The organism is Haloferax sp. S2CR25, from assembly GCF_031624535.1.
In the GTDB taxonomy this organism is placed as follows: domain Archaea; phylum Halobacteriota; class Halobacteria; order Halobacteriales; family Haloferacaceae; genus Haloferax; species Haloferax massiliensis.
The window spans coordinates 787,462-811,684 of sequence record NZ_JAMQOO010000001.1; the positions used below are offsets into that span (position 1 = coordinate 787,462).

At 67.0% G+C, this 24,223-nt stretch carries 23 protein-coding genes; 12 read left to right on the forward strand and 11 right to left on the reverse strand.

What is annotated here, in order from left to right:
• The first annotated feature begins 133 nt into the window (after positions 1-133).
• A complete protein-coding gene (locus tag NDI65_RS04160; protein WP_310893422.1) occupies positions 134-1,576 on the forward strand; it encodes an MATE family efflux transporter in 1,443 nt (480 codons plus the stop codon).
• A 39-nt stretch (positions 1,577-1,615) separates the two neighbouring features.
• Here the strand turns inward: NDI65_RS04160 and NDI65_RS04165 are convergent, their stop codons facing one another.
• Positions 1,616-2,107, reverse strand: a complete 492-nt coding sequence (locus tag NDI65_RS04165) for a TIGR04206 family protein (protein WP_089778762.1) — start codon at positions 2,105-2,107, stop codon at positions 1,616-1,618.
• Positions 2,104-3,213 (reverse strand): GTP-binding protein, encoded by a 1,110-nt coding sequence (locus tag NDI65_RS04170; protein WP_089778765.1) that lies wholly within the window; start codon positions 3,211-3,213, stop codon positions 2,104-2,106. Before NDI65_RS04170 ends, NDI65_RS04165 begins: the two co-directional genes overlap by 4 nt.
• 156 nt (positions 3,214-3,369) lie before the next feature.
• Between NDI65_RS04170 and NDI65_RS04175 the strand changes: the two genes are divergently transcribed.
• The 6 genes from NDI65_RS04175 (at position 3,370) to NDI65_RS04200 (ending at position 7,431) form a co-directional block, all read left to right on the forward strand.
• Positions 3,370-3,573, forward strand: coding sequence for a hypothetical protein (locus NDI65_RS04175; RefSeq protein WP_007275040.1), 204 nt, complete (start codon positions 3,370-3,372; stop codon positions 3,571-3,573).
• Between the two features lie 45 nt (positions 3,574-3,618).
• On the forward strand, positions 3,619-3,984 hold the full coding sequence (locus tag NDI65_RS04180) for a cox cluster protein (protein ID WP_089778769.1): 366 nt from the start codon (positions 3,619-3,621) through the stop codon (positions 3,982-3,984).
• A gap of 90 nt (positions 3,985-4,074) precedes the next feature.
• The gene (locus tag NDI65_RS04185; RefSeq protein WP_042662693.1) at positions 4,075-4,434 is read left to right on the forward strand and encodes a DUF6684 family protein; all 360 of its coding nucleotides are present in this window, start codon (positions 4,075-4,077) and stop codon (positions 4,432-4,434) included.
• Positions 4,435-4,532: 98 nt separating this feature from the next.
• The gene (locus tag NDI65_RS04190) at positions 4,533-6,290 is read left to right on the forward strand and encodes a cbb3-type cytochrome c oxidase subunit I (protein WP_089778771.1); all 1,758 of its coding nucleotides are present in this window, start codon (positions 4,533-4,535) and stop codon (positions 6,288-6,290) included.
• Positions 6,291-6,720: 430 nt separating this feature from the next.
• Positions 6,721-6,972, forward strand: a complete 252-nt coding sequence (locus NDI65_RS04195; protein ID WP_042662686.1) for a hypothetical protein — start codon at positions 6,721-6,723, stop codon at positions 6,970-6,972.
• A 54-nt stretch (positions 6,973-7,026) separates the two neighbouring features.
• Positions 7,027-7,431 (forward strand): universal stress protein, encoded by a 405-nt coding sequence (locus NDI65_RS04200; protein ID WP_042662685.1) that lies wholly within the window; start codon positions 7,027-7,029, stop codon positions 7,429-7,431.
• On the opposite strand, the gene NDI65_RS04205 is transcribed toward NDI65_RS04200, so the two are convergent.
• From NDI65_RS04205 to NDI65_RS04230, 6 genes are all read right to left on the reverse strand, one after another.
• The gene (locus tag NDI65_RS04205; RefSeq protein WP_089778773.1) at positions 7,428-8,108 is read right to left on the reverse strand and encodes a thioredoxin family protein; all 681 of its coding nucleotides are present in this window, start codon (positions 8,106-8,108) and stop codon (positions 7,428-7,430) included. The genes NDI65_RS04200 and NDI65_RS04205 overlap by 4 nt on opposite strands.
• Positions 8,109-8,110: 2 nt before the next feature.
• Entirely contained in the window at positions 8,111-8,854 is a 744-nt protein-coding gene (locus tag NDI65_RS04210; protein ID WP_089778775.1) for an ABC transporter ATP-binding protein, read from the reverse strand.
• On the reverse strand, positions 8,851-9,609 hold the full coding sequence (locus NDI65_RS04215; RefSeq protein WP_042662682.1) for an ABC transporter ATP-binding protein: 759 nt from the start codon (positions 9,607-9,609) through the stop codon (positions 8,851-8,853). Before NDI65_RS04215 ends, NDI65_RS04210 begins: the two co-directional genes overlap by 4 nt.
• Complete coding sequence (locus NDI65_RS04220) at positions 9,606-10,787, reverse strand: branched-chain amino acid ABC transporter permease (protein ID WP_042662681.1); 1,182 nt, start codon at positions 10,785-10,787, stop codon at positions 9,606-9,608. Before NDI65_RS04220 ends, NDI65_RS04215 begins: the two co-directional genes overlap by 4 nt.
• Complete coding sequence (locus NDI65_RS04225; protein WP_042662680.1) at positions 10,784-11,752, reverse strand: branched-chain amino acid ABC transporter permease; 969 nt, start codon at positions 11,750-11,752, stop codon at positions 10,784-10,786. The genes NDI65_RS04220 and NDI65_RS04225 overlap by 4 nt, the downstream gene beginning before the upstream one ends.
• A 123-nt stretch (positions 11,753-11,875) precedes the next feature.
• Positions 11,876-13,216 (reverse strand): substrate-binding protein, encoded by a 1,341-nt coding sequence (locus NDI65_RS04230; RefSeq protein ID WP_193310954.1) that lies wholly within the window; start codon positions 13,214-13,216, stop codon positions 11,876-11,878.
• 564 nt (positions 13,217-13,780) lie between these two features.
• On the opposite strand from NDI65_RS04230, the gene NDI65_RS04235 reads away from it, so the two are divergent.
• Positions 13,781-14,386 carry a hypothetical protein gene (locus NDI65_RS04235; RefSeq protein WP_042662678.1) on the forward strand — a complete coding sequence of 202 codons (606 nt, stop codon included), beginning with the start codon at positions 13,781-13,783 and terminating at the stop codon, positions 14,384-14,386.
• A gap of 84 nt (positions 14,387-14,470) precedes the next feature.
• On the opposite strand, the gene NDI65_RS04240 is transcribed toward NDI65_RS04235, so the two are convergent.
• A complete protein-coding gene (locus tag NDI65_RS04240; protein WP_089778779.1) occupies positions 14,471-16,093 on the reverse strand; it encodes a long-chain-fatty-acid--CoA ligase in 1,623 nt (540 codons plus the stop codon).
• Between the two features lie 176 nt (positions 16,094-16,269).
• Here NDI65_RS04240 and NDI65_RS04245 point away from each other — a divergent pair, with 176 nt between their 5' ends.
• Complete coding sequence (locus tag NDI65_RS04245) at positions 16,270-16,521, forward strand: hypothetical protein (protein ID WP_042662676.1); 252 nt, start codon at positions 16,270-16,272, stop codon at positions 16,519-16,521.
• Positions 16,522-16,545: 24 nt separating this feature from the next.
• Here NDI65_RS04245 and acs read toward each other — a convergent pair whose 3' ends face one another.
• Both acs and NDI65_RS04255 read right to left on the reverse strand, forming a co-directional pair.
• Positions 16,546-18,534 carry an acetate--CoA ligase gene (gene acs / locus NDI65_RS04250; RefSeq protein ID WP_089778781.1) on the reverse strand — a complete coding sequence of 663 codons (1,989 nt, stop codon included), beginning with the start codon at positions 18,532-18,534 and terminating at the stop codon, positions 16,546-16,548.
• Between the two features lie 182 nt (positions 18,535-18,716).
• Complete coding sequence (locus NDI65_RS04255) at positions 18,717-20,417, reverse strand: methylmalonyl-CoA mutase family protein (protein ID WP_042662675.1); 1,701 nt, start codon at positions 20,415-20,417, stop codon at positions 18,717-18,719.
• 221 nt (positions 20,418-20,638) lie between these two features.
• Here NDI65_RS04255 and NDI65_RS04260 point away from each other — a divergent pair, with 221 nt between their 5' ends.
• Genes NDI65_RS04260 through NDI65_RS04270 form a run of 3 tightly spaced genes read left to right on the forward strand, consistent with a single transcriptional unit; the run spans position 20,639 to position 24,208 of the window.
• Positions 20,639-22,564, forward strand: a complete 1,926-nt coding sequence (locus tag NDI65_RS04260) for a NosD domain-containing protein (RefSeq protein WP_089778784.1) — start codon at positions 20,639-20,641, stop codon at positions 22,562-22,564.
• Positions 22,557-23,390, forward strand: coding sequence for an ABC transporter ATP-binding protein (locus NDI65_RS04265; protein ID WP_089778786.1), 834 nt, complete (start codon positions 22,557-22,559; stop codon positions 23,388-23,390). The genes NDI65_RS04260 and NDI65_RS04265 overlap by 8 nt, the downstream gene beginning before the upstream one ends.
• Positions 23,387-24,208 carry an ABC transporter permease subunit gene (locus tag NDI65_RS04270; protein WP_310893423.1) on the forward strand — a complete coding sequence of 274 codons (822 nt, stop codon included), beginning with the start codon at positions 23,387-23,389 and terminating at the stop codon, positions 24,206-24,208. The genes NDI65_RS04265 and NDI65_RS04270 overlap by 4 nt, the downstream gene beginning before the upstream one ends.
• The last annotated feature ends 15 nt before the right edge of the window (positions 24,209-24,223 follow it).

Genomic DNA, 24,223 nt, shown 5'->3' on the forward strand with positions numbered 1-24,223 from the left:
CCGACAGATGTGTCGCGCCGGCGAAAAACGTACCGAACGCGGAACCCACCGTCGATGGTTGTCACACGCCGTCTACCGGAACTTTCCGACCGTTGCGTGGTGCATAAGTACTACCCGGAGGTACGGTTCAGCAGTGTTCCCGGTCCCCAACCCCGTTCGACTCCTCATCCTCGGCATCGGGCTGGCGCTCGCCCGAGTCGGTCTCCTCGACCGCGAGCGCGCCGTCCGCATCGCCGACCTCTCGTGGCCACGCATCGTCACCGGCATCGCCCGGATGTCGAAGAACGCCGTCGACGTGGCGATGGTGGGTATCGCCTCGGGGACCGTCGCCATCACCGGCGTCGGGTTCGCCGGGCCGTACTGGGGACTGGCCTTCGCGCTCGGCGGCGGCATCGCGGGCGGGACCATCGCACTCGTCTCCCAGCGCTTCGGCGCGGACGCGATGGACGAATTGGGGCTCGCGGTCCGGTCGAGCGCGCTGTTGACCGTCGTCGCCACGCTCCCCGTCACGGCCGTCTTCTGGCTGTTTCCCACCGAGCTCATCTCCGTCCTGAGCAGCGACCAAGGAGCCATCGAACTCGGCGCGGCGTACCTCCGAATCGTCGGGCTCGGCGTCCCCTTCGCCGGCCTGAACCTCATCGGGAGCCGCGTCCTCGTCGGCACCGACGACGCGTACACCGCGATGATTCTCCGCGCGAGCGGGGCGGTCATCAACATCGCACTCAACGCGGTGCTCATCTTCGGCCTCGACCTCGGCGTCGAGGGCGCGGCGCTCGGGACCGTCCTCTCGAACGTCGTCGTCACCGGCGCGTTCGCGCTCGGCCTCTCGCGGGGGTCGCTCCCCGGCGTCGGCGCGTTCCCCGTCGTCGTCGACCCGTTCGGCCCCTTCCTCGACACCGAGACGATACGCGACCTCGTCAAAATCGGCGTCCCGGTCATGGGTCGAAGCCTCGTCTGGACCGCCGCCGAGTTCCCGATGCTCGCCATCCTCGACAGCTTCGGCCCGGACGTGGTCGCCGCGTTCGTCATCGTCCGCCGCATCTGGGGGCTCATGAACACCCCCGGCTGGGGCTTCGGGCTGGCGTCGTCGAGCCTCGTCGGGCAGGCGTTGGGCAAGGACGACGAACGGACCGCCGAGGCCTACGGCAACGAGGTCATCCGATACGCCGTCGCCACGTACCTCATCTCCGCGGCGCTCGTGGCGGTGTTCGCCCGGCCCATCGTCCTCGGGTTCGTGGACGACCCGGCCGCCCCGGCGGTCCCCATCGCTATCGACCTCGTCTACGTCGCCTGCCTCGCCGTCATCTTACAGGGCGTCTCCGGCGGCTCAGCGGGCCCGCTCGACGCCAGCGGCGACACGCGCTGGACGTTCGGCAGCCAGTTCGTCGGGATGTTCCTCGGGTCGATTCCGCTCACCTACATCGGCTCTGTCACCTCGCTCGGGCTCACCGGGCTCTATCTGGCGTTCCTCGCCGAGACGACGATTCCGGCGGTGCTGAACTACTACCGGTTCAAAACCGGGACGTGGAAGGCGGTGAGTCGGAGCTACCGACCGAAGACGGCGGCTGACGACTGAGCGAGGCGACGGGCGCGTCGTTCGGTTCTGTGATGTCGCTCAGCGCGAGGAGCCGCCGGCGTCGCGCTCGCCCGCGCGTGACCAATACAGGAACCCCGCCACGGCCCACAAGAGGACGGTCCCGACCGGCCACGCGGTTCGACCGGGTTGGACCGAAAAGCCGCGGGCGACCTCCAACTGGGTCACGCCGGCGAGGATGAGTCCGGCCGCGGTGAGTCGAACGTCCTCGCGGCCGAACAGAACGCCCGAGAGCGCGCTCGCCAGCGCGACGACGTAACAGGCGACCCCGACCGGCCACGCGAGGATGTAGTCCGGCAGCCCCATCGTAAACCGCAGGAAGAAGTCGGTGATGGTGGTCACGCTTCCGGTCGCGGAACCGACGAGGCCCCACGGGAACAGGAGCGTGGCGCTCCCGGCGGTGAACGTCTGGACGGACCACGGAACGAGACCGAGGACGGAGACGAGGAGTAACTGGAGACGGCGGCGCGCGGGCGACCGCGAGGCCGACCGGGCCGCCGGGTCGGTCGTCACCGCTGGGCGATGATGCGGAGCACGTCCTCGTCTTCGAGGACGTGGTCGCGGCCGACCTGCTGGTCGTCGTGTTTCGCGCTCGGGCCGGAGACGCGGGCGAACCGGAACCGCTCGTCGAGCTTGGCGCCGAGTTCGTGGATGGCGTCGTCGATGGTGTCGCCCTCGCGGAGGACGAGCGGCTCGTCGTAGTCGACGCCGCGGCCGGGTTTGTCCATGTAGATGCGGATGAGCCCGAGGGCGTCCCAGATCTCCTCTTTGAGCGCGTCGAGGCCCTTCTCGGCCTCGGCGCTGATGAACGTCACCTCGTCGGGGTCGAGGCCGACCTCGCGGAGGTTCTCCTCGACCGTCGGGAGGTAGTCCTTGTCGATGAGGTCGGCCTTGTTGACGGCGACGATGGACGGCAGGTACACCCGGTTTTTCATGATGCCGTCGACGAGTTCGTCGATGGTCGTCTCGCCGCGGAGCGTCACCTCGGCGTTGACGAAGCCGTGCTCGCGGAGGATGCCCTTGATGGTCTCCTCTTCGAGGTCGACGCTGTCGCTTTTTGTCACGTTGATGCCGCCTTTGCCCTTCTTGTTGATAGAGAGGTTCGGCGGCGACGTGTCGAGCCGAATCTTGTTGTTGTAGAGCTCCCGTTGCAGTCGCTCGTAGCGCTCGATTTCGAACACCGAGAGCATGAATACGACGAGGTCGGCGGTGCGGACGACCGAGAGGACCTCCTTGCCGCCGCCGCGACCGCCCGCGGCCCCCTCGATGAGGCCGGGCACGTCGAGTATCTGGATGTTCGCGCCCCTGTACTTCAGCATCCCCGGGTTCACGTTGAGCGTGGTGAACTCGTACTCGCCGGTCTCGCTGTCGGCGTTGGTGAGCGCGTTGATGAGCGTCGATTTGCCGACGCTGGGGAAGCCGACGAGCGCGACCGTGGCGTCGCCGGTCTTCTCGACGGCGTACCCTTGGCCGCCGCCGGCCGAACTCTGGTTTTCGAGTTTCTCTTTCAGTTCCGCGAGTTTCGCCTTCAGCCGACCGATGTGCGCCTCGGTCGACTTGTTGTACGGCGTGTTAGATATCTCCTCGCGGATATCTTCGATCTCCTCCTCCAGTCCCATCGTCAACAGTTCCGCCGCGTCCGTCGAAAAACCCTTTCCTTCCGCGCGGCGGGTCCGCCGCGTCGACGCGTCGGGTGTCGAGGTAGTCTCGCGTGTGTGAAGAGGCGAGTTTCGGCACGGTTATACACGACCCCTTCGACCGCCCGATGAACACCGATGCCCGACCCCCGAACGCTCCGCGACAGCACGCAGATCGTGCTCCCCTGCGACCTCTTGGAGAGCGTGCGCGACGACCTCGAATCGGAGTTCGTCGTCTCGGTCCACCGAGCGAACGGCGAGACGTGCCGAATCATCGGCAGTCCGGTCGAGATTCGCGCGGTCAGCGACTTCCTCGCTCGGCAGGGCATCTCCCTCCGCTAGTCTCGGTTCCGAAGGGCTTGTTACCACACAGTCCAACGGACGCGTATGGACGAAGCGCCGGGACTCTCCGACCAGTACCGCACGGCCAGTCCGTGGCCCGTGTTCATCGCGCTCGGGATTCCCATCTCCGAGTTGGGCCTGTTGTTCGACCTGTTTCCCCTCGCCGTCGGCGGGCTGCTCCTGTTCGGCGGGAGCGTCGTCGGCATCCTCAAGGAGTCCGGCTACGTCACCTCGACGATCCGCTCGGTCTCCGCGCTCGCCGCCGTCCTGTTCGCGTTCGGCGCGGGGCTCGCGTTCACCGACATCGCCCTCGTGACCCGCGGCTACGCGGTCATCGCCGCCGCGATTCTGCTGGTGGTCGGCGGCGTCGTCTTCGAACTGTTCGTCCGCGAACAGCGACAGACCTTCTGACCGCCGCGGACGACCCCGCGGCGCTCCGACTCGCCTCGACCGGACGCGAAACCAACAATCTATTTGAACGGCGTCCCCGAGTGTCTCGATATGGCAACCAAGACGTTCGACAAGGAGACCATCCTCGACCTCACGGTCAACATGGTTCCGCTGGCCATCATCCTGTTTTTCGTGGTGGCGTTCACCTTCGTCAATCCGTTTGGGTTCGAATCGCTCACGTCGGGGCTGCAGTACGCGCTCCTCATCGCGCCGTTCGTACTGCTCGCCGCGCTCACCTACCTCTCTGGGAAGGCCATCGCGGGCTCCGAGAAGGAAGGCACCGTCTACGCGCCGGGGCAGGCGACGGTTCCGGGCGCGAAGCCGCTTCACGAACAAGAGAGCGAGGAGGCGGCCGAACTCGAAGAATCGCCGGATGACGACGCCGTCGAAGCCGCGGACGAGACGGCTTAAAGCACCTCGAATCGCAGGGCGGTCCCGAATCTTTCATTACCCTGCACTACTCAGGCACTTCCATGGAGGTTAACGGACAGTTAGCACTGACGGTGCTCATGGGGGTCTTCCTCATCGCCGTCGCCGCGTGGCTCGCGCGGGTCGAAGACTGGCGGTCGTACACCCCGCTCGCGGGCGGAGGCACGGTCGGCGGTACCGCAGAGCAGTACGTCTCGGAGGAGAAACCATCCGGGGTCATCCGTTGGTTGACGACGGTCGACCACAAGGACATCGGGATGCTCTACGGCGCGTACGCGCTCGTCGCGTTCGCCGTGGGGGGTCTCATGGTCGTCCTGATGCGGATTGAACTGGCGGACCCGTCGATGACGCTTATCTCGAACACGTTCTACAACTCGTTGCTCACAAGCCACGGGATTACGATGCTGTTCCTGTTCGGGACGCCCATCATCGCCGCGTTCTCGAACTACTTTATCCCGCTTCTCATCGGCGCGGACGACATGGCGTTCCCGCGTATCAACGCCATCGCCTTCTGGCTCCTACCGCCGGCGGCGCTGCTCATCTGGGCCGGGTTCTTCCCCATCCCGGACGTCATCCCGGCGCAGACGGCCTGGACGATGTACACGCCGCTTTCGGCCGGTGTCGGGTCCGGCAACCAGGTGAACGCTGGCGTCGACCTGATGCTCCTCGGCCTGCACCTCTCGGGTGTCTCGGCCACGATGGGCGCGATCAACTTCATCGCGACCATCTTCACGGAGCGCAACGAGAAGGTCTCGTGGGCGAACCTCGACATCTTCTCGTGGACGATTCTGACCCAGTCCGGTCTCATCCTCTTCGCGTTCCCGCTTCTCGGTAGCGCGATTATGATGCTGCTTTTCGACCGGAACTTCGGCACGATGTTCTTCGATGTCGACGGCGGGGCGATTCTGTGGCAACACCTGTTTTGGTTCTTCGGCCACCCCGAAGTGTACATCCTCGTGTTGCCCCCGATGGGTATCGTGAGCCTCGTGCTCCCCCGCTTCGCGGGTCGTCGGCTCTTCGGGTTCAAGTTCGTCGTCTACTCCACGCTCGCCATCGGCGTCCTCTCGTTCGGCGTCTGGGCGCACCACATGTTCGCCACGGGCATCGACCCCCGGCTCCGCGCCTCGTTCATGGCCGTCTCGCTGGCCATCGCGATACCGAGCGCGGTCAAGACGTTCAACTGGATCACGACGATGTGGAACGGGAAGATTCGCCTCACGACGCCGATGCTGTTCTGTATCGGCTTCGTCTCGAACTTCATCATCGGCGGCGTGACGGGCGTCTTCCTCGCGTCGATTCCGGTGGACCTCGTGCTCCACGACACCTACTACGTCGTCGGGCACTTCCACTACATCGTCATGGGAGCCATCGCCTTCGCCGGCTTCGCCGGGCTCTACTACTGGTACCCCATCTACACCGGCCGGATGTATCAGGTCACGCTCGGTAAGTGGCACTTCTGGCTCTCGATGGTCGGGACGAACCTGACGTTCTTCGCGATGATTCTGCTCGGCTACGGCGGGATGCCGCGTCGCTACGCGACCTACCTGCCGCAGTTCGCGACGCTGCATCAGGTCGCCACGGTCGGCGCGCTCATCCTGCTCGCCGGCCAGATCATCTTCGTCTGGAACTTCGTCCAGTCGTGGCTCGAAGGCCGCGAAATCGAAGACGGCGACCCGTGGGACCTCGCCGACGACGACCTCGTCACCGCCGAGTGGACCTGGTTCGAACGCAAACTGGAGACGGCCGTCACCGACGGCGGCGAAGACGAGACCGACCTCGCCACCGACGGCGGGCGGACGGTCGACGACGCGGAGGCGGACTCCGCGGACGACGCGTAACCGACGCCGCTCGACGGCGATTCGGTCGCGGTTCATTTTTCGGACGCTGGTTTCGAGAGCGAACGCGCCCGACGACGCCGGCAGTCCGTGCTCGCCGCCGGTGTCGGTCGCTCGCGTGCGTCACGGAGTCCGTCCCGTCAAAGCCGCCGCTCACGAGCGACGGTGACCGCGGCGGAGAGAAGCGACCGCTCTCGGTGGCGGCGACGCAGAAAACCGGAGAGAACTCAGACGACGAGGAGGATGCCCGTCGCGAACATCAGTACCGCGATGGCCCCGAGCACGAGTCCGAGGATATCCGTATCCGACATACCTCACTGTTTGCGCGTGCGGCCAAAGGTGCATCGGTACGCGGACGGGGACGCCGACACCGACCCCCACTGCGACGAGGCGAACGGAAACCCCTAACAGCGTCCGTCCCCGAACGTGAGCCGTGAGTTCGAACGTCGGCGGTCACCGCTTCGTCCTCGGATTGTACGCCGCCCTCGTCGCCGTCGCCGGGGCCGCGGGCTACCTCACCGGAACGTTCGTCTCGGGACTCAGCGCGCCGCGGTTCCTCTTTCTGGTGCCGTTTCCCCCCACGCCCGTCGGCTTCGCGGCCTACGGCGCGCTGACCATCGCGCTCGTCCTCGGCGCTCCGCTCGCGCTCGTCGTCTACGTCTCGGCGGGACTCGACGACGCCTAATTCAGCATTATCGTTCAACACAAATACTAATATCCACTACCGGGACGTGGTAGTATGTACCACGTTGTAATCGGTATCGACGACGACGCGGACCACGCGCTCGCGTGCGTCGAAGAGGTCGCGAAACTCCCCGGCGACCCCGGCGAGAAGGAGGTCACACTCATCCACAGTTTCACCGACAACCCGAGCGGGGCGTCGGCGACGCAGATTCACTCGGTCAGAAAGGCGGGCGAGTTCCTCGAAGACCGCGGTATCGAGTACGACGTCAACGAGTCGTCGGGCGACCCCGCGGAGGTCATCATCGAGTTCGCCGACGAGGAGGACGCGGACCTCATCGTCACCGCCGGGCGGAAGCGCTCGCCCGCGGGGAAGGCGCTTTTCGGGAGCGTCACCCAGACGGTGATTCTGAACTCCGACCGGCCCGTCATGGTGACGGGCTCGACGAAGCGGAAAAGCTAGTAGACCCGGTCGAGGACGGCCGCGACCTCGTCGGGGGTCCGGCGGCCGGACGCTCGTTCTCGCAGTTCGCCGTCCCGAACACACAGGAGCGTCGGTGCTGACTCGACATCGAAGGACCGGCAGAACTCGTCGGCCGCTTCGCCGTCGACGCCGGCAGTCGCGACCCCGCCGGGGACGCGGTCGAGAATCGCGTCGAGGTCCTCCTTCATCGCGTCGCAGGGCTCGCAGAAGCGCCGCCACACGAGGACGACGGCGTCCGGGTGTGCGTCGAGGTACGATTCGAAGGAACCGTCGTCGAGTTCGTCGAGCGCGCTCGGCACCGGCGACGACGGGGTCATCTCGACGAGCAGCCCCGCCATGACGAAAAGCAGGTCCCGCTCGACGGGCGCGTCGAGAAACGACTTCGCCGCGAGGTACGCGACCACGTCGGCTCTGGTGACGCCGAACTCGTCGAGTCGCGCCTCGACGTTCTCGGGGGCGACGCCGAAGAGGTCCGAGACGGTCTGGTGGAACTCCTCGGTCGAAACCGCCCCGTAGATGTCGTGGTAGACGGCGAGCGTCTTCTCGAACTCCGCCGTGGTCGACAGCGTCCCGTCCGGCGCTTCGTCGACCGCGCCGGCCTCGATGAGCGTTTCGAGCGCCGTCTCGGGGTCGGCGTCGGCGTCGGTCGCGGCCATCGTCAGACCCCCAGATACCGCTCGCGCGTCTCGTCGTCCTCGCGGAGTTCCTCGGCGCTCCCGTCGAAGACGATGCCGCCCTGGTCGATGACGTACGCGCGGTCGGCGAGTTTGATGGCCGCCGCGGCGTTCTGCTCGACGAGCAGGATGGTCGTGCCCGCGTCGCTGATGCGCTCGACCGCGTCCTCCACGTCCTCGATGATCTTCGGCGCGAGCCCCTCGTAGGGCTCGTCGAGGAGCAACAGGTCCGTGTTCTGCTTCAGGGCGCGCGCGATGGCGAGCATCTGCTGTTCGCCGCCGGAGAGCGTCCCCGCGCGCTGGTCTTTCCGCTCGTCTAACCGCGGGAACTGGTCGTAGACCTCCTCGGTCGACATTCCCTTGTGGCCGAACGACAGCGACCGCCCCCACGTGTTCGACTTGTTGTCGACGACCTCCGCGAGGTGGAGGTTCTCGGCGACAGAGAGGTTCGGGAAGATGCGCCGCTCCTCGGGCACCAGCGAGATGCCCCGGACGGAGACGTCCTCGGCGGGGACGCCCGTGATGTCGTCGCCCTTGAACCGGATGTGGCCCTCCCGCACGTCGGGCGGCGTCGCCCCGGCGATACACCGGAGCGTGGTGGTCTTCCCCGCGCCGTTGCGGCCGAGGAGCGCGCATATCTCGCCCTCCTCGACGCTCATCGAGAGGTCGCGGATGATGTGGCTCTCGCCGTAGTAGGCGTCGATGGCGTCGATTTCGAGGAGGCTCACAGCTCGACACCTCCGAGGTACGCCTCTTGGACGGCTTCGTTGCCCCGAATCTCGTCGGGGGTGCCCTCGGCGATGATGCCGCCGCGGCTGAGGACGACGATGCGGTCGGAGATGCTGAAGACGATTTCCATGTCGTGTTCGACGAGGACGAACGTGAGCCCGAGGTCGCGTTTGACCTGCTCGATGAGGTCGACCGTCGACTTCGTCTCCTCGGGAGACATGCCGGCGGTCGGTTCGTCCATGAGGAGCAGGTCGGGGTCGCTCGCGAGCGCGATGCCGATTTCGAGGCGACGCTTGTCGCCGTACGGCAGGTCGGTCGCGACGGTGTCCGCGCGGTCCAACAGGCCGACCGAGTCCAGCGTGTCGCGGGCGACGTCGTGGACGTCGGTGAGGCTGTCGCGGTGTTTCAGGAACTCGAACCCGAACGCGCCGCGCTCGGACGCCAGCGCCGCGATTTCCGCGTTCTCCCGGACGGTCAGGTCGGGGAAGATGGAGGCGGTCTGGAACGACTTGGAGACGCCGCGTTGGACCACCTGATGCGGTTCGAGGCCGACGATAGACTCGCCTTTGAACCGGATGTCGCCGCTGGTCGGGTCGAGCCGTCGCGTGATGAGGTTGATGAGCGTCGACTTCCCCGCGCCGTTCGGCCCGATGATGGAGACGCGCTCGTCCTCCTCGACGGTGAGGTTCACGTCGTCGGTGGCGACGAGGCCGCCGAACTCCTTGACGAGGTTCTGGGTTTCGAGGAGCGTCATCGACCGTCACCTCCGTTGCCGGAGAGCGCGCGGACGCGGTTCGCCGCCTTCGAACCGAGGTCGACCGCGAGCTCGCGGAGCCAGTTCAGGATGCCCCACAGGCCGTCGGGGACGACCCAGACGACCACGACGAAGACGAGTCCCAAAAGCAGGTGCCAGTAGAACCCGAAGTCCCGAATCAGCACGATGTCCGTGAAGGGAATCGTCAGCGCTTGGATGGTCTGGACGATGTTCTCGATGTAGAGGTACAGTCCGACGCCGAGGACCGGCCCGAACATCGAGCCCGCGCCGCCGAGAACGGTCATGACGACGATGTCGCCGGACTCCGTCCAGAACAGCGACTGGAGCGGGACGTACGCCCCGTGGATGGTAAAGAGGCTCCCGGCGACGCCCGCGAACGCGCCCGAGATGATGAACGCCATCAGCTTGTAGCGCCAGACGTTGAGGCCGACGAACTCGGCGCGCTGTTCGTTCTCGCGGATGGCGCGGAACACCATCCCGTACGGCGAGTTGAGGATGCGGTAGGCGACCGCGACCGCGCCGACGAAGAAGACGCCGACGAAGGCGTAGAACCACGTCCCGAGGAGCATCCCGCCGACGGACGGAACGTCCGCTTCGAGGTGGATAACGCCGAGGAAACTGCCGACCTCGACGCCGGTCAGGCCGTTTTCGCCGTTGGTCAGAAACGCCAGCGGCGACGCGGCCATGTAGTAGAACATCTGGGCGAACGCCAGCGTGAGGATGGAGAAGTAGATGCCGCCCCGGCGGAGCGACAGAAAGCCCAGCACCCACGCGAGCAGCACCGCGAAGAGCGTCCCCGAGACGACCATCACGATGGGGTCGCCGCTGACGTTCTTGGCGACGATGCCCGCGGCGTACGCCGCGCCGCCCCAGAAGGCCGCGTGGCCGAACGAGAGCAGGCCGGTGTAGCCGAGAAGCAGGTCGAAGCCGATGGCGAAGATGCCCCAGATGAGGATGAGCGTCGCCAGGCTCTGGTAGCCCTGCAAGATGCCCGAGACGACGGGCGCGCGGGCGAAGAGGTACGGGAACACCGCGACGAGGACGGCCGTGATGCCGACGACCGTCCCCTCGCGGCCGCGGAGTTTCTCCCAGCGACCGAACAGGCTGCCGCCGACCAGCGCGTCCTTCGCGCTCGGGTTGGCGTCCTTCTCGCTCATGGCGTCACCTCCTCGTCGCCGAGCAGGCCCTGCGGCCGCGTCAGGAGGACGATGGCCGCGATGGCGTAGAGGCCGACCTGCGACCACGCGGGCGCGAAGGCGACGAGCGCGGCGGTCGTGAGGCCGAAGACGATACCGCCGACGACCGCGCCGGCGATGCTTCCGACCCCGCCGATGACGACGGTCAGGAACGCCGGGACGAGGATGTTCGTCCCGATGGTCGGGTTGACGACGTTCAGCGGGCCGCCGACGACGCCCGCCACCCCGGCGAGCGCCGCGCCGATGCCGAAGACCACGATGTACGGCCGGGTGATTTTGATGCCGAGGAGTCGGACCATCTCGGCGTCGCGGGTCCCGGCGCGAACGACGAGCCCGAAGTCGGTGTACTCGACGAGCAGGTACACGAGCGCCACGAGGACGGCCGTGATGCCGATGACCCAGAGCCGCCACTGCGGGAAGTTACCGACGATGGGCAGCGCGATCGGGCCGGAGACGGGGATACCGGCGAACGAGCCGACAGAGAGGATTCGCTCGGGCTGTTCGAACGGCAGGCTGTTGCTGCCGAACAGGACGCGAAACAGCTCTTGGACGACGATTGCGAGGCCGAACGTGACGAGAATCTGGTCGGTGTCGGGGCGGTCGTAGAACGCCCGCGCGAGGTACCGCTCCATCAACAGGCCGACCGCGAAGACGAAAAGCGGTACGAAAAGCAGGGCGGCCAAAAAGCCGATGTCGAGCCCGAAGCTCGAAAAGCCCCACTCGGCCAGTTTCCCGTTCGACAGCGGGACGTTCAGCGCGACGAACAGCCCCGTGTAGGTGCCGACGAGGTACAGCGCGCCGTGCGCGAAGTTGACGAACTTGAGCGTGCCGAGGATGATCGAGAGACCGACCGCCAAGAGGACGTAGATAGCCCCCTGCTGCAGTCCGTTGAGCAGGATGACGAGCACGTCCGACAGAAGGCTCATCGACCGCCACCCCCGCGCCAACGGTTCGAGGCGTGTACTACCATGGGTATGCTAATCTTACTCATTTACGTGTGCGTGGTTGTCTGCGATTAACTTTCATTAAGATAACGGTGGGGCGAGTGCCTACTCGTAGGACCCGAGTTCACACTCGGCCGCCGGCCCCGCGTCGCACGCGTAGCCGAGGTCGTCGCGGCTGGTGATGTTGACGATGTTGAAGTACGATCCCTCGCCCTGCTCGGACGCCGGAAGCCCCTGCACGACCGGCACGTCGCGCTGCGCTTGGTGGTCGCACCCGCGCATCGTCTCCGCGCCCATGCCGATGTTGTCGTACTCGTAGTCTTCGAGCTGCTTGATGACCTCCGGCGGGTAGAACGTCCCCGCGCGCTCGACGGCGGCGGCGTACTGGAGCGTCTGGGCGTACGCCAACTGAGCGGGACCGGACGGCGTCCGGTCGTACTCGTCTCGGAACGCCTGCGTGAACTCCTGCGACGGCGTGTTGTCTATCTGGGAGTCCCACGCGACGGTGCCGTAGATGCCCTCGATCGCGCCGCCCGCCGCCTCCGCCATCGGGCGGTTGTACAGCGGAACGATGATTTCCATGTCCTCGTCGATACCGGCGTCGACGGCCTGCTGGACGGAATTCGCGCCGTCGAGGCCGTAGTGGTTCAAGATGAGCACGTCCGCGCCCGAACTCTGTGCCCCCGAGAGATACGTCGAGTAGTCGGTGGTCCCGAGCGGGGTCGCGACGGATTCCACCTGCTCCCAGCCGGCGACGTCGGTCATGAACTGCTCCATCGACGCCTGCTGGGTCTGCCCCCAACTGTAGTCGGCGTAGAGCTGGTAGAACGTCAGGTCCTCGCCGTATGCGTCGCGGACGACGGGGGCGAGCGCCTGACCGGTCATGTACGCGTTGAACATCTCCCGGAAGGAGTAGCGGACGCAGTCCTTTCCGGTGGTGTCGTTCGAGTGCGTCAGACAGCACATGAACATGACCTTCTCGTTTTGACACAGCCCCTGGACCGCGATGGCGACCGCCGAAGACGACCCGCCCGAGATCATGATTGCGCCGTCGCGCTGGATCATCCCCGAGGCGGACTGCCGCGCCTGGTCCGCGTCCGTGGCCGTGTCGCCGTCCACGTGGTCGATGGTGTAGCCGAGGACGCCGTCGCCGGAGAGGTCGTCGAACTGCGAGTCGACCCAGCCGCCGCCCTCGTTGAGGTGCTTCACCGCGAGCTGATACGCCCGGAGCTCGTCTTCGCCCTCCGAGGCGTACGGTCCCGACTGCGGGACGTTGAACCCGAACGTGGCCGTGTCGCCCTCGATTGGGAAGTTGCCCAGCGCCGGGTACTCCTCCCCGCCGTCGCCACCGTCTCCACCGTCGCCGCCACCGCCGCCGTTGCCAGTGTCAGTGTCGGTGTCACCACCGCCGTCGCCTCCGCCAGTACATCCCGCCAGCCCTGCCAAGCCGGCGGTTCCGACAGCACCAGTCGCCTTCAACACGTCTCGTCGATTGAGCGGCTTGCTATCCCGTGCCATAACCACATCGGCGGATACATCCTTAATAATAGTTATGTATGAATTCCCTATTACATGTGCAATCAATCATTATAGATTGGTGCTGTCTACGGTATCATATAAGGTCCCCGTCGGGCGACGACTGCTGCCCGGCTCTCGAAGTGAGTCCTCCGCGGCACGGAACGCGCCACAGACGCAAAATACACGCCGGTGTCGGACTGGCCCGCCGCGTTGGTCCGACCCGTTCGGGCGTCGACGCCGACGAGTCGGCCGCGCGGGTCGTCTCCTCGCGGAACGCGTCGATCCGATTTCCTCGCGTTGGCGACCGCGTGAGCGGGTCGAACCGCGGGTGACCAACTATCAGAATACTAGATATATATCCCCGAATAGCACCGTTTCAACGCGCTTTCTGTTCGTGCACAGACCAGTTAATCTCGTGCCGTCGTGAATGTCCGATTTATAACTAACCCCGCAAAGCGCGAATAACGCGGCAGCCACGCCCGTGGCACCACTATGACAAACGACTCGAACGACGGATTCAGACCGACTCGGCGCTCCGTGCTCCGACTCGGCGCGATGTCGGCGCTCGGCATCGGTATCGGTATCCCCGCGGTCTCCGGCTCCGCGGCGGCGACCATGTGTCCCAAGACGCCCGGCTACTGGGCGAACAACCCGGACTACAGCAGTTCCACCGACAACTGGGCGGTCCTCGGCCCGGATGGCACGAACTATACCCTCCGCGGCGTCACCATGACCCACGACGAGTGGCGCGAGTTCCTCGTCGCGCCCACGAAGGGCGACAAGGCGAACATCATGGCGAAACACTACCTCGCCATCGTCCTCAACCTCCGGAACAGACCGGGCAGTGACCCGGGATGCACGAGCGACGGCGCGACCATCCAGTACGGCGACTACGCGGGCTACACCATCGAGGAAGTCAAGAATATGGCCGGTTCGTGGCTCACAAACTCCGCGTGGTCGAACGGCGGCAAACAGACGAGCTGGTACGTCAGCGTCGGCGGCGACATGGTCGACGGCGAGCCGCTCAAAGACACCCTCGACGCGTTCAACAACAACCCCGGGTCGCTCGGCCTCGACTGCCCCTGCAACGACCGCTGAACCGCGTTCGCTTCCGAAACGAGACACCTCGGCCGCGGTTAAGGTCCCGCTACGCCCCGAAAGGCGGGCTTAACGCGGTCGTTCCTATCCCTCACCCACCATCCGTCCCTCGTCTTCCCACTCGCGCTCGCGCAGTTCGTACTTCTGAATCTTCCCGGTCGCGGTCTTCGGGAGCTCGGCGACGAACTCGATTTCCTTCGGCACCTTGTACGTCGCAATCCGCTCTCGACAGAACTCGATGAGCGCCTCGGCGGTGACGCCCGGCGCGTCGGGGTCGCCGTTCGTCGGCACGACGAACGCCTTCGGCGACTCGCCCCACTCGTCCGACGGGACGGGAATGACCGCCACGTCGGCGACCTCGCCGTGGTCGAACAGCGTGTCCTCCAGTTCGATGCTGGAGATGTTCTCGCCGCCGGAGATGATGATGTCCTTCTTGCGGTCCTGAATGCTGACGAAGCCGTTCTCGTCGACGACCGCGAGGTCGCCCATGTGGTAGTAGCCCTCCAGCCGCGCCGAGAAGGCCGCTTCGGTCTCCTCGGGTTTGTTCCAGTACTTCTCCATCACCTGATTGCCCGCGACGACGATTTCGCCGATGGACTGGTCGTCTCTCGGCACGTCGTTTCCGTCCTCGTCGACGACGCGAACGTCGGTGCCGAGGTAGCCGATGCCCTGTTTCTTCTTCACGCCGAAGCGGTCGTCGCCGTCCGTCAGGTAGCGCCCGGCCTCCGAGGTCGTGATGAGCGGGCCGGTCTCGGTGGCCCCGTAGACGTGCATGAGCCGCCAGCCGAACTCGTCTTCGACGGTCCGAATCGTCGCCTCCGGCGGGGCCGCGCCCGCGGTCGCCGCGCGAACGGGGCTCGCGCCGGTCGTCTCGACGCCGCCTTCCTCTCGGTAGCGTTTCATCAGGATGTTCAGCACCGTCGGCGCGGCGCAGAGATACGACACGTCCTCGTCGCGGATGGCGTCCAACACGGCCTCCGCCTCCACCCCGCGGGTGCAGACGTGCTTCGCGCCGTGGCCGGTAATCGCGTAGATGTGGCCCCAACCGTTGACGTGGAACATCGGAAGCGTCCAGAGGTAGACGTCGTCGTCCGCGATGTCCTGATGCATCGAGATGAGATAGGCGTGAATCGTCTCGGCGCGGTGGGTGCGGCAGACGCCCTTCGGGTCGCCGGTCGTCCCCGAGGTGTAGTTGATGGTGGTTATCTCGTCTTCGTCCATCTCGGGGCGCTCGTAGTCGGTCGACTCCGCGACCAACTCGTCGAAATCGAGCCACTCGCCGTCGGTCGACTCCGCGGCCTTCTCGGGGTCGTTCGTGACGAATATCTCGGTCGGAATCTCGTCGCGGACCTCGTCTATCTTCTCGGCGAAGGCGTAGTCGGCGTAGACCGCCGTCACGTCCGCGTCGTTCAGCATGTACTCGAAGTCGGCCGGGACGAGCCGGTAGTTCAGCGGCATGTGGACGGCTCCGAGCTGCATCGACCCGTAGGCGGCTTCGAGGTGGTAGTGCGTGTTGGGGTCGAGCACCGCGACCCGGTCGCCCTTCTCGACGCCGCGGGACTGGAGCGCCGCCGAGAAGCCGTCGGCCCGCTCGCCGAGTTCGTCGTAGGTAAAGCGCTCGCCCGTCGTGGCCACGACCGCCTCCTCGTCCCCGTAGTACCGCCGCGCGCGGTCGAGGAACTCCGTCACCAGGAGTTGTTTCTTCATACGCGGTATCCTTCACTAACGTTCAAAATAAATATGCGGGCTGGTGTCAGACAGAACCCGAATGAGAATAATTGGCACATCGGGTCGCAATATAGCACGTCTCGCGCCGCGGGAGACTATATTACTATGCGAACTATGCAGGAAAATATCTTGTTCGGAGAGCCCGTAGCGCGCGTATGGCGCTTTCGGACTACACCGGACGCTCGCCGACGGGCCGGGACGAGACGATCGTCCGCGTCGTTCCCCATCGGCTGTGGCGACCGGGCGACGAGCGTGTCGAACCGTGTACCTACAGCGGCGAGGAGATTCGGCTCTCCGAGAAGCACCTCCTCGCCGTGGTGGAACGCGACGGCGTCCGCGAGCGACGCTACTTCCGCGACGAGCAGTCGCTGTCGGCGTGGATGGACGAACCGGAAAATTCGCGGTAGGGCCGACGGCGGCGGTGCCGAGAGTTACTCGTCTTCGACCTGCCGCTGAATCGACTCGACGATCTCTGGGTTCCGCAGCGTCGTCGTGTCGCCGAGTTCCTCGCCGTTCGCTATCTCTTCGAGGAGGCGGCGCATAATCTTACCAGACCGCGTCTTCGGCAGTTCGGGCGTGAACACGACCATCTCGGGGCGAGCGATTGGGCCGATGGCGTCCTCGACGCCCTCGATGATACGCTGTCGCATCTGGTCGTCTTCCTCCTGACCCTCCTCGGTGATGACGTAGGCGTAGACGGCCTCGCCTTTCACCTCGTGATTCCCGCCGACGACGGCGGCTTCGGCGACGCCCTCGACGCCCACGATGGCCGACTCGATTTCCATCGTCCCGAGGCGGTGGCCCGAGACGTTGATGACGTCGTCGACGCGACCGAGGATGGTGATGTAGTCGTCGGCATCGATTTTCGCGCCGTCCTCGGGGAAGTAGACCCAGTCGTCGGGGTCGTTACTGTCCACGTCGGAGTACTCCTGCCAGTACTCCTGAATGAACCGCTCGTCGTTGTTGTAGAGCGTCCGGAGCATCCCGGGCCACGGCCGGTTCACCGTGAGATAGCCCGCGCGCCCGGCGTCGACCCGCTCCCCGCTCGTATCGACGATTTGGGCGTCGATACCCGGCAGGGGCGGCCCGGCGGACCCCGGTTTCATCTTCTTGATGCCCGGCAGGGTCGTTATCATCATCCCGCCGGTCTCGGTCTGCCACCACGTGTCCACGACGGGGCAGTCCTCGTTGCCGATGTGCTTGTAGTACCACTTCCACGCGCGCGGGTTGATGGGTTCGCCGACCGTCCCGAGCAGGCGGAGACTCGACAGGTCGTGCTGTTCGGGGAACTTGCTGCCCCACTTCATGAACGCGCGAATCGCCGTCGGCGCGGTGTAGAAGATGTCGACCGCGTACTTCTCGATGATGTCCCACAGGCGGTCGCGGTCGGGGAAGTCGGGCGTCCCCTCGTACATCACCGTGGTCGTCCCGAGCGCCATCGGGCCGTAGACGATGTAGGAGTGACCGGTAATCCAGCCGATGTCGGCCGAGCACCAGTAGGTGTCTTCCTTCTCGATGTCGAGGACGGCGTGCGATGTCCACGCGGCGTACGCGAGGTAGCCGCCGGTGGTGTGTTTGACCCCCTTCGGTTGCCCCGTCGTCCCCGACGTGTACATCAGGAACAGCATGTCCTCGGCGTCGCGCTGGACGGGGTCGACGCGCTCGCCGGCGTGCTCGTCGAGGAGGTCGTCCCAGTCGTGCTGGTTGCCCTTCAGGTCGTGGCCGAAGCCGTCGTCGCCGAGGCGGTCGACGACGACCGTCGCGTCGACGCCGTGGTCGACGCCGTCGAGGCCCTCGTTGGCCTTGTCGAGGTGGTCGAGCGGGTCGCCGCGGCGGTAGTAGCCGTCGCAGGTGACGAGGAATCGGGAGTCCGCGGAGTTCATCCGCGTCGCCAGCGCGTCGGCCGAGAAGCCGCCGAAGACGACCGAGTGCGGCGCGCCGATGCGGGCACAGGCCAGCATGGCGATGGGGAGTTCCGGAATCATCGGCATGTAGAGCGTCACCACGTCGTCTTCCTCGACGCCGAGGTCGCGCAGGGCCGCCGCGAACTCGTTCACCTCGCGGTAGAGGTCCTGATAGGTGTAGGTCCGCGTCTCGCCGTGCTCGCCCTCCCACTTGATGGCGACGCGGTTCTTGTCCCCGTTTTCGACGTGGCGGTCCACGCAGTTGTACGAGACGTTGAGCTTGCCGCCCGTGAACCACTCGTAGAACGGCGGGTTCGAGTCGTCCAACACCTCGTCGTAGTCTTCGTCCCAGTCGAGCATCTCGGCCGCCCGCTCCCAACAGTCCGGCCAGTTCTCCTCGAACTCCTCGTAGACGGCCGGGTCGGAGACGTTCGCTTGCGCGACGAACTCCTCGGAGGGTTCGAACTCCTCTTGCTCGACCAGCCGTGCCTCCAGTTCGGTGTCTCCGTCTGCCATAGTACGTGTTAACTACACCAATCCTCCATGATAAATCTATGTAGTCCCGCAGTCCGGACGGGGGCGTCATCAGCGGGCGGTCGCCGGGCCGTCGGTCGGTTACGAACCCCCGTCGACGCTCGTTTCCATCAACGAAAGGTCATGTCATCCCGGTCGGTGATGGCGGTACCGCGTCGGAGCCCTCACATCACGCCGATGGTCTCGCGGTAGGTGCCGTACTCCTCGGCGAACACGTCCATGATTTCGCCCATCGTGACGTACTCCTTGACGGCGTCGACGAGCACCGGCATGACGTTGTCGCCGTCGCGGACCGCCCCGCGGAGGTCGGAGAGCGCGGCGTCGACCGCCTCGTCGTCGCGCTCGTCCTTGACGGCTTCGAGGCGCGCGAGTTGTCTGTCCTGCACCTCGTCTTCGACGTGGAGCAGGTCGGGGCGGGTGTCCTCGTCGGAGGCGTACTTGTTGACGCCGACGACGACCTCCTCTCCGTCTTCGACCCGCGACTGGTACTCGTAGGACGCCTCGCTTATCTCGCGGTGGTAGTAGCCCTCGTCGATGCCGGCGAGGACGCCGTCGCGGACGGAGCCGTCGCCCATCTCCCGAATCTCCTCGATGTAGGCCATCGCCTCGGCCTCGATCTCGTCGGTCAGCGACTCCACGAAGAAGCTCCCGCCGAGCGGGTCGATGACGTCGGCCGCGCCCGACTCCTCGGCGAGTATCTGCTGAGTGCGGAGCGCGACGGTGACGGCCTCCTCCGAGGGGAGCGCCAGCGCCTCGTCGAAGCTGTTCGTGTGGAGCGACTGCGTGCCGCCGAGGACGCCGGCGAGCGCCTGAATCGTGACGCGGACGACGTTGTTGAGCGGCTGTTGGGCCGTCAGCGACTGCCCCGCGGTCTGGGTGTGGAACTTCAACTGCGTCGAGCGCTCGTCCTCGGCGTCGTACCACTCCGACATCACGTCGTGGTAGATGCGGCGGGCGGCGCGGAACTTCGCCACCTCCTCGAAGATGGAGTTGTGGGAGTTGAAGAAAAACGACAGCTGGGGGGCGAACTCGTCCACGTCGAGGCCGCGGTCGACCGCGTCTTCGACGTAGGCGAAGCCGTCGGCGAGGGTGAAGGCGAGTTCCTGCACCGCCGTCGACCCGGCCTCGCGGATGTGGTAGCCCGACACCGAGATGGGCCGGATGCGCGGGGTCTCCTCGGCGGCGAACTCGACCGTGTCGGTGACGAGTTTGAGCGACGGTTCGGGGGGAATCACCCACTCCTTCTGCGCGATGAACTCCTTGAGCATGTCGTTCTGGAAGGTGCCGCCGATTCGGTCGCGGGAGACGCCGCGGTTGTCCGCGAGCGCGACGTACATGGCGAAGACGACCGGCGCGGAGGGGTTGATGGTGAAGGAGGTCGTCACCTCGCCGATGTCGATGCCGTCGAACAGCACCTCCATGTCGCGGAGGGTGTCGACCGCAACGCCCTCCTTGCCGACCTCGCCGTCCGAAAGCGGGTCGTCGGAGTCCTTGCCCATGAGCGAGGGCATGTCGAACGCCGTCGAGAGGCCGGTCTGGCCGTTCTCGATGAGGTAGTGGAAGCGCTCGTTGGTCTCCGTGGCCGTGCCGAAGCCGGCGAACTGCCGCATGGTCCACGTCCGCCCGCGGTACATCGTGGGGTACACCCCGCGCGTGTACGGGGCCTCGCCGGGGAAGCCGAGGTCCGACTCGTAGTCGAGGTCGGCGACGTCGGCGGGCGTGTAGAGGTCCCGCACCTCGTGGTTGGAGACGGTGGCGAACCGGTCTTTGCGCTCGCCGCCCTTCTCCACGAACGGGTCGCGGGTCTCCGATTCCCACTCGTCGCGCGCCTCGCGGATAGACGCCAAATCGTCCTCGTCGTACATGTCCACCAATCCGTATGGACGATGATTAAGGATTCGGGTCGGAGCCGGCCCGCTGGTCGGTTCGTCCCGGCCCCGAGGCTTCGACGCACAGACCATCGCACATATCACCCCCGGACCGCCTAGCCCTCGCCATGCACGACCGCGCGACAGCCACAGCGCGCCTCGACGCGGCGACTCAGCCCGCCGCAGGCCCCGACCCCGCGGGAGCCGAGCGCTGACCGATGGCGCTTCTCACGCCCGAGACGACCCGCTGGGTCGCCGCCGCGACGGCGCTCGTCTTCGTCCTCGCCAGCGTCTCCTTCGTCGTCCCCGCCTCCGGGTCCGTCTCGCCGGTCGCCTTCGACGATACGGTCAAGACCGGCGGAACCTCTGTCGACGTTCGCACGGCGGAGGTCGAGGGATTCGAGGTCCCGCTCGCGCAGGTCCACTTCTCGCGGTACCGCTACATCATCGGCTACTACGACGTTCGCACGGCCGCCGCCGACGTGTCCACCCCCGAGAGCGCCCGGCAGTTCGGCGACCCGCTCGCGGTGTTCGTCACCGACTACGCGGCGGTCTCGCCCGACCTCGACGACGACGGCTACCTCAGAACCGAACACAACCGCAACCCCGGCTGGACGAGGGCGTCAGAGGCGTCGTTCGTCGTCGACTCCGGCGCGCGAGTTCCCTCCGGCCCCATCGCCGTCCCGTTTTCCGACGCCGACGCGGCGCGCTCGTTCGCGGACGCCCACGGCGGCGAAGTCGTCGATTGGGCGACGCTCCGCGACCGCGCCGGCGACCCGCTTTCGTCCCGCCTCGCCGCCTTCGAGTCGTCGGTCGCCGCCCACCGCGAGTGGGGGAACCAGACCACCGCTGCGAGTGATGCGCTGTTCGACCGCCCCGTCTCGACCGTCGTCGGCGAGGACGCGCCGACCGTCGAAGCCGCGGTCGCCTCGGCCCCCGCGAACACGACCGTCTACGTCCCCGCGGGGACCTACTCGGTCGATGCGGTCGAACTGAACCGCTCGGTGACGCTCCGCGGTGCCGGAAGCGAGACGCGACTCGTCGGCGACGGAAACGGGAGCGTCGTCCGTCTCAGGGCCGACCGGAGCGCGGTCGGTGACCTCGCCATCTCCGGCGTCGGCGAGGTGGGGACACGACGGGTCCGCGCCCAAAACGAGTCCGTCGACTGGGACACCCGCGTCGAACTCGCCTACGGCCGCGGCGACGCCGGCGTCGTCCTCGACGGCGCGAACGAGTCGGCGGTCCGCGGGGTCGAAATCGACACGCCCGCGAGCGGTATCATCGCCCGCGAGAGCGCCGACAGCGTCGTCGACGATGTAACCGTCCGCGGGTCCGACGTGCCGTCCGACGGCTTCATGGGCGTCGTCCTCATCGGCGAGCGGGCGGTCGTCCAGGACTCGACGTTCCTCGGCGGCCGCGACGGCGTCTACACCCACCGCGCCGACGGGAGCGTCGTCCGCGGCAACCGCATGGAAGACGGGCGCTACGGCGTCCACCAGATGTACACCTCAGACGCGCTCGTCGCCGACAACGTCGTCCGCGGGGACCGCATCGGCGTCGTCCTCATGACCCGACCCGTCGGCAACCTCGTGGTCGGAAACGACGTGCGCGAGTCGGACTTCGGGTTCATGCCCGCCGGCAGCGACACCTACGTCGCAAACAACGTCTTCGCCGACAACGACTACGGCATGGACGTGAGCGGCGACCGACAGGTGTACGTCGGAAACGTCGTCGCCGGCAACGGCGTCGGCGTCCGCGGGAGTTCGACGTTCCCGACGAACGTCGTCGTCCGAAACGACATCGTCGACAACGACGTGCGCGTCGAGTCCTCGCTCGGCCCGATGCGGACGTGGACCGCCGGCGGCGCGGGCAACTACTGGGGCGCTCTCCCGCTCGAAGACGCCGACGGCGACGGCGTCTACGACCGGGCGTACCGGCCCTCCGGGCCGGTCGACGCCGAACTCGGCCGCGAACCCGGCGCGCTCGCGCTCTCGGAATCGCCCGCGATGCGCGCGCTCCGCCGCGCCCGCGACGCGGTGTCCGGGGTCCGCGGGTCCGGCGTGGTCGACGCCGCGCCCCGGACCGAGCCAGTTCGACCGGAGACGCTCGCCAGCCTGAACGCGACGGAGGAGACCGATGACTGACGAATCCACCACGATGCCGAACCGCGAACCCGCGACGACCGCCGAGACGGATTCCGCCGAATCGACGGGCGAGAACGCCGACGCCGACGCTGACCCAGAACCCGACCCGAACGCCGAGGGCGACCGGCCGGCCGTCGCCGCGACCGACCTCGGACACGCCTTCGGCGACCTGCGCGTCCTCGACGGCGTCTCGCTGTCGGTCGCGCCCGGCGAAATCGTCGCGCTCGTCGGCCCCAACGGCTCGGGGAAGTCCACGCTCTTACGGTTTCTCGCGCGTGTCCGCGCGCCCGACGAGGGGACCGTCACTCTATCCGGTCACGGCCACGCCCGCGTGGGCTACCTCCCGCAACAGCCCGGCTTCCGCGCCGGCTTCTCCGCGGCCGACACGCTCGAATTCTACGCGCAGTTCGTAGACGAAGACGTGGACGTGGCCGGGGTGCTGGAGCGTGTCGGCCTCGCGGACGCCGCGGACCGCCGGGTGGGCGCGCTCTCCGGTGGGATGACGCGCCTGCTCGGCCTCGGGCGGGCGCTCGTCGGCGACCCGGCAGTGGTCGTCCTCGACGAGCCGGCAAGCGGCCTCGACCCCGGCATGGTCGAGCGGCTGTTCGGTATCGTCTCCGACCTCGCCGACGCGGGCGTCGCGGTCGTCCTCTCGTCGCACAACCTCGGCCCCGTCGAGCGGACCGCCGACCGCGTGGCCGTCCTCGACGGCGGGCGGTTCGTCGCCGACGGCGACCCGCGGGCGGTGGTCGAGTCGGTCGGCGCGGCGGACCTCCAGACCGCCTTCGGCGACCTCGTGGCGACCGAGGAGGTGACGGGCAGATGAGCGTCGGCGACCTCGACGGCGTCGGCGACCTGTTCGCCATCGCGGCGCGCGAGCTTCGGACGGTCGTCAGAACCCCGGCGGTCGTCGCGCTCTCGGTCGTCTTCGCGCTGACCGTCGTCGCGGTCGCGGCCGCCGGGTCGGGCGCGCGCGGCGGCTACGTCCCGCTGGTGCTCGATTTGCTCCCGTTCGTGGAGGCGCTCGTCCCGCTTCTCGCGGTCGCGCTCTGCTACCGCGCGGTGCTGTCGGACCGCGAGTCGGGCGAACTCGACGTGCTCCGCACGTTCGACGTGTCCCGACCGGCCTACGTCGGCGGCGTCTACCTCGGCCGGGGACTCGCGCTCGCGTTCGTCGTCTTCGGGTCGCTCCTCGCCGCGGGGGCGACCGTCCCGGTGCTCTCGCCGCCGGACCCGACGTTCCTCGCGCTGAACGAGGCCGCAGACTCGCCGGTCGCGTTCCTCCGATTTTCCGTCCTCGCGGTGCTGTTCGCCCTCGCGGTCGCGGCCGTCGCGCTCGCGGTCTCCGCCGCCGCGCGGACCGCCCGGCAGGCGATTGCGCTCGCCGTCGGCCTGCTCGTCGCCTTCGTCGTCGGCGTCGACGCCGCCGCAGTCGCCGGGTTGGCCTCGGGGAACCTCGGTATCGACGCAGTGCCCCTCGCGCTCGCGGCGAGTCCGAACGGGGCGTTCCGGTCGCTCGTCCTCGGCGTCGCCGTCGAGACCGGCGGGACGGGGTCGCCGGCCGCGGCGCTCGCGGGGCTCGCCGGCTGGGTCGTCGTCGCGCTCGCGCTCGCGGTGCTGACGGCGTGGCGACCGGTAGAATAGTGTCGCGGGCGGCGC

Excerpts from the sequence above, each read along its gene's own strand:
- NDI65_RS04205 (WP_089778773.1), bottom strand. The coding sequence starts at position 8,108 with ATGGCCGCGACCGACGCCGACGCCGACCCCGAGACGGCGCTCGAAACG.
- acs (WP_089778781.1), bottom strand. The coding sequence starts at position 18,534 with ATGGCAGACGGAGACACCGAACTGGAGGCACGGCTGGTCGAGCAAGAG.
- NDI65_RS04185 (WP_042662693.1), top strand. The coding sequence starts at position 4,075 with ATGGCAACCAAGACGTTCGACAAGGAGACCATCCTCGACCTCACGGTC.
- NDI65_RS04225 (WP_042662680.1), bottom strand. The coding sequence starts at position 11,752 with ATGAGCCTTCTGTCGGACGTGCTCGTCATCCTGCTCAACGGACTGCAG.
- NDI65_RS04255 (WP_042662675.1), bottom strand. The coding sequence starts at position 20,417 with ATGTACGACGAGGACGATTTGGCGTCTATCCGCGAGGCGCGCGACGAG.
- NDI65_RS04260 (WP_089778784.1), top strand. The coding sequence starts at position 20,639 with ATGGCGCTTCTCACGCCCGAGACGACCCGCTGGGTCGCCGCCGCGACG.
- NDI65_RS04245 (WP_042662676.1), top strand. The coding sequence starts at position 16,270 with ATGGCGCTTTCGGACTACACCGGACGCTCGCCGACGGGCCGGGACGAG.
- NDI65_RS04190 (WP_089778771.1), top strand. The coding sequence starts at position 4,533 with ATGGGGGTCTTCCTCATCGCCGTCGCCGCGTGGCTCGCGCGGGTCGAA.
- NDI65_RS04240 (WP_089778779.1), bottom strand. The coding sequence starts at position 16,093 with ATGAAGAAACAACTCCTGGTGACGGAGTTCCTCGACCGCGCGCGGCGG.
- NDI65_RS04270 (WP_310893423.1), top strand. The coding sequence starts at position 23,387 with ATGAGCGTCGGCGACCTCGACGGCGTCGGCGACCTGTTCGCCATCGCG.
- NDI65_RS04200 (WP_042662685.1), top strand. The coding sequence starts at position 7,027 with ATGTACCACGTTGTAATCGGTATCGACGACGACGCGGACCACGCGCTC.
- NDI65_RS04235 (WP_042662678.1), top strand. The coding sequence starts at position 13,781 with ATGACAAACGACTCGAACGACGGATTCAGACCGACTCGGCGCTCCGTG.
- NDI65_RS04215 (WP_042662682.1), bottom strand. The coding sequence starts at position 9,609 with ATGACGCTCCTCGAAACCCAGAACCTCGTCAAGGAGTTCGGCGGCCTC.
- NDI65_RS04220 (WP_042662681.1), bottom strand. The coding sequence starts at position 10,787 with ATGAGCGAGAAGGACGCCAACCCGAGCGCGAAGGACGCGCTGGTCGGC.
- NDI65_RS04265 (WP_089778786.1), top strand. The coding sequence starts at position 22,557 with ATGACTGACGAATCCACCACGATGCCGAACCGCGAACCCGCGACGACC.
- NDI65_RS04170 (WP_089778765.1), bottom strand. The coding sequence starts at position 3,213 with ATGGGACTGGAGGAGGAGATCGAAGATATCCGCGAGGAGATATCTAAC.
- NDI65_RS04180 (WP_089778769.1), top strand. The coding sequence starts at position 3,619 with ATGGACGAAGCGCCGGGACTCTCCGACCAGTACCGCACGGCCAGTCCG.
- NDI65_RS04175 (WP_007275040.1), top strand. The coding sequence starts at position 3,370 with ATGCCCGACCCCCGAACGCTCCGCGACAGCACGCAGATCGTGCTCCCC.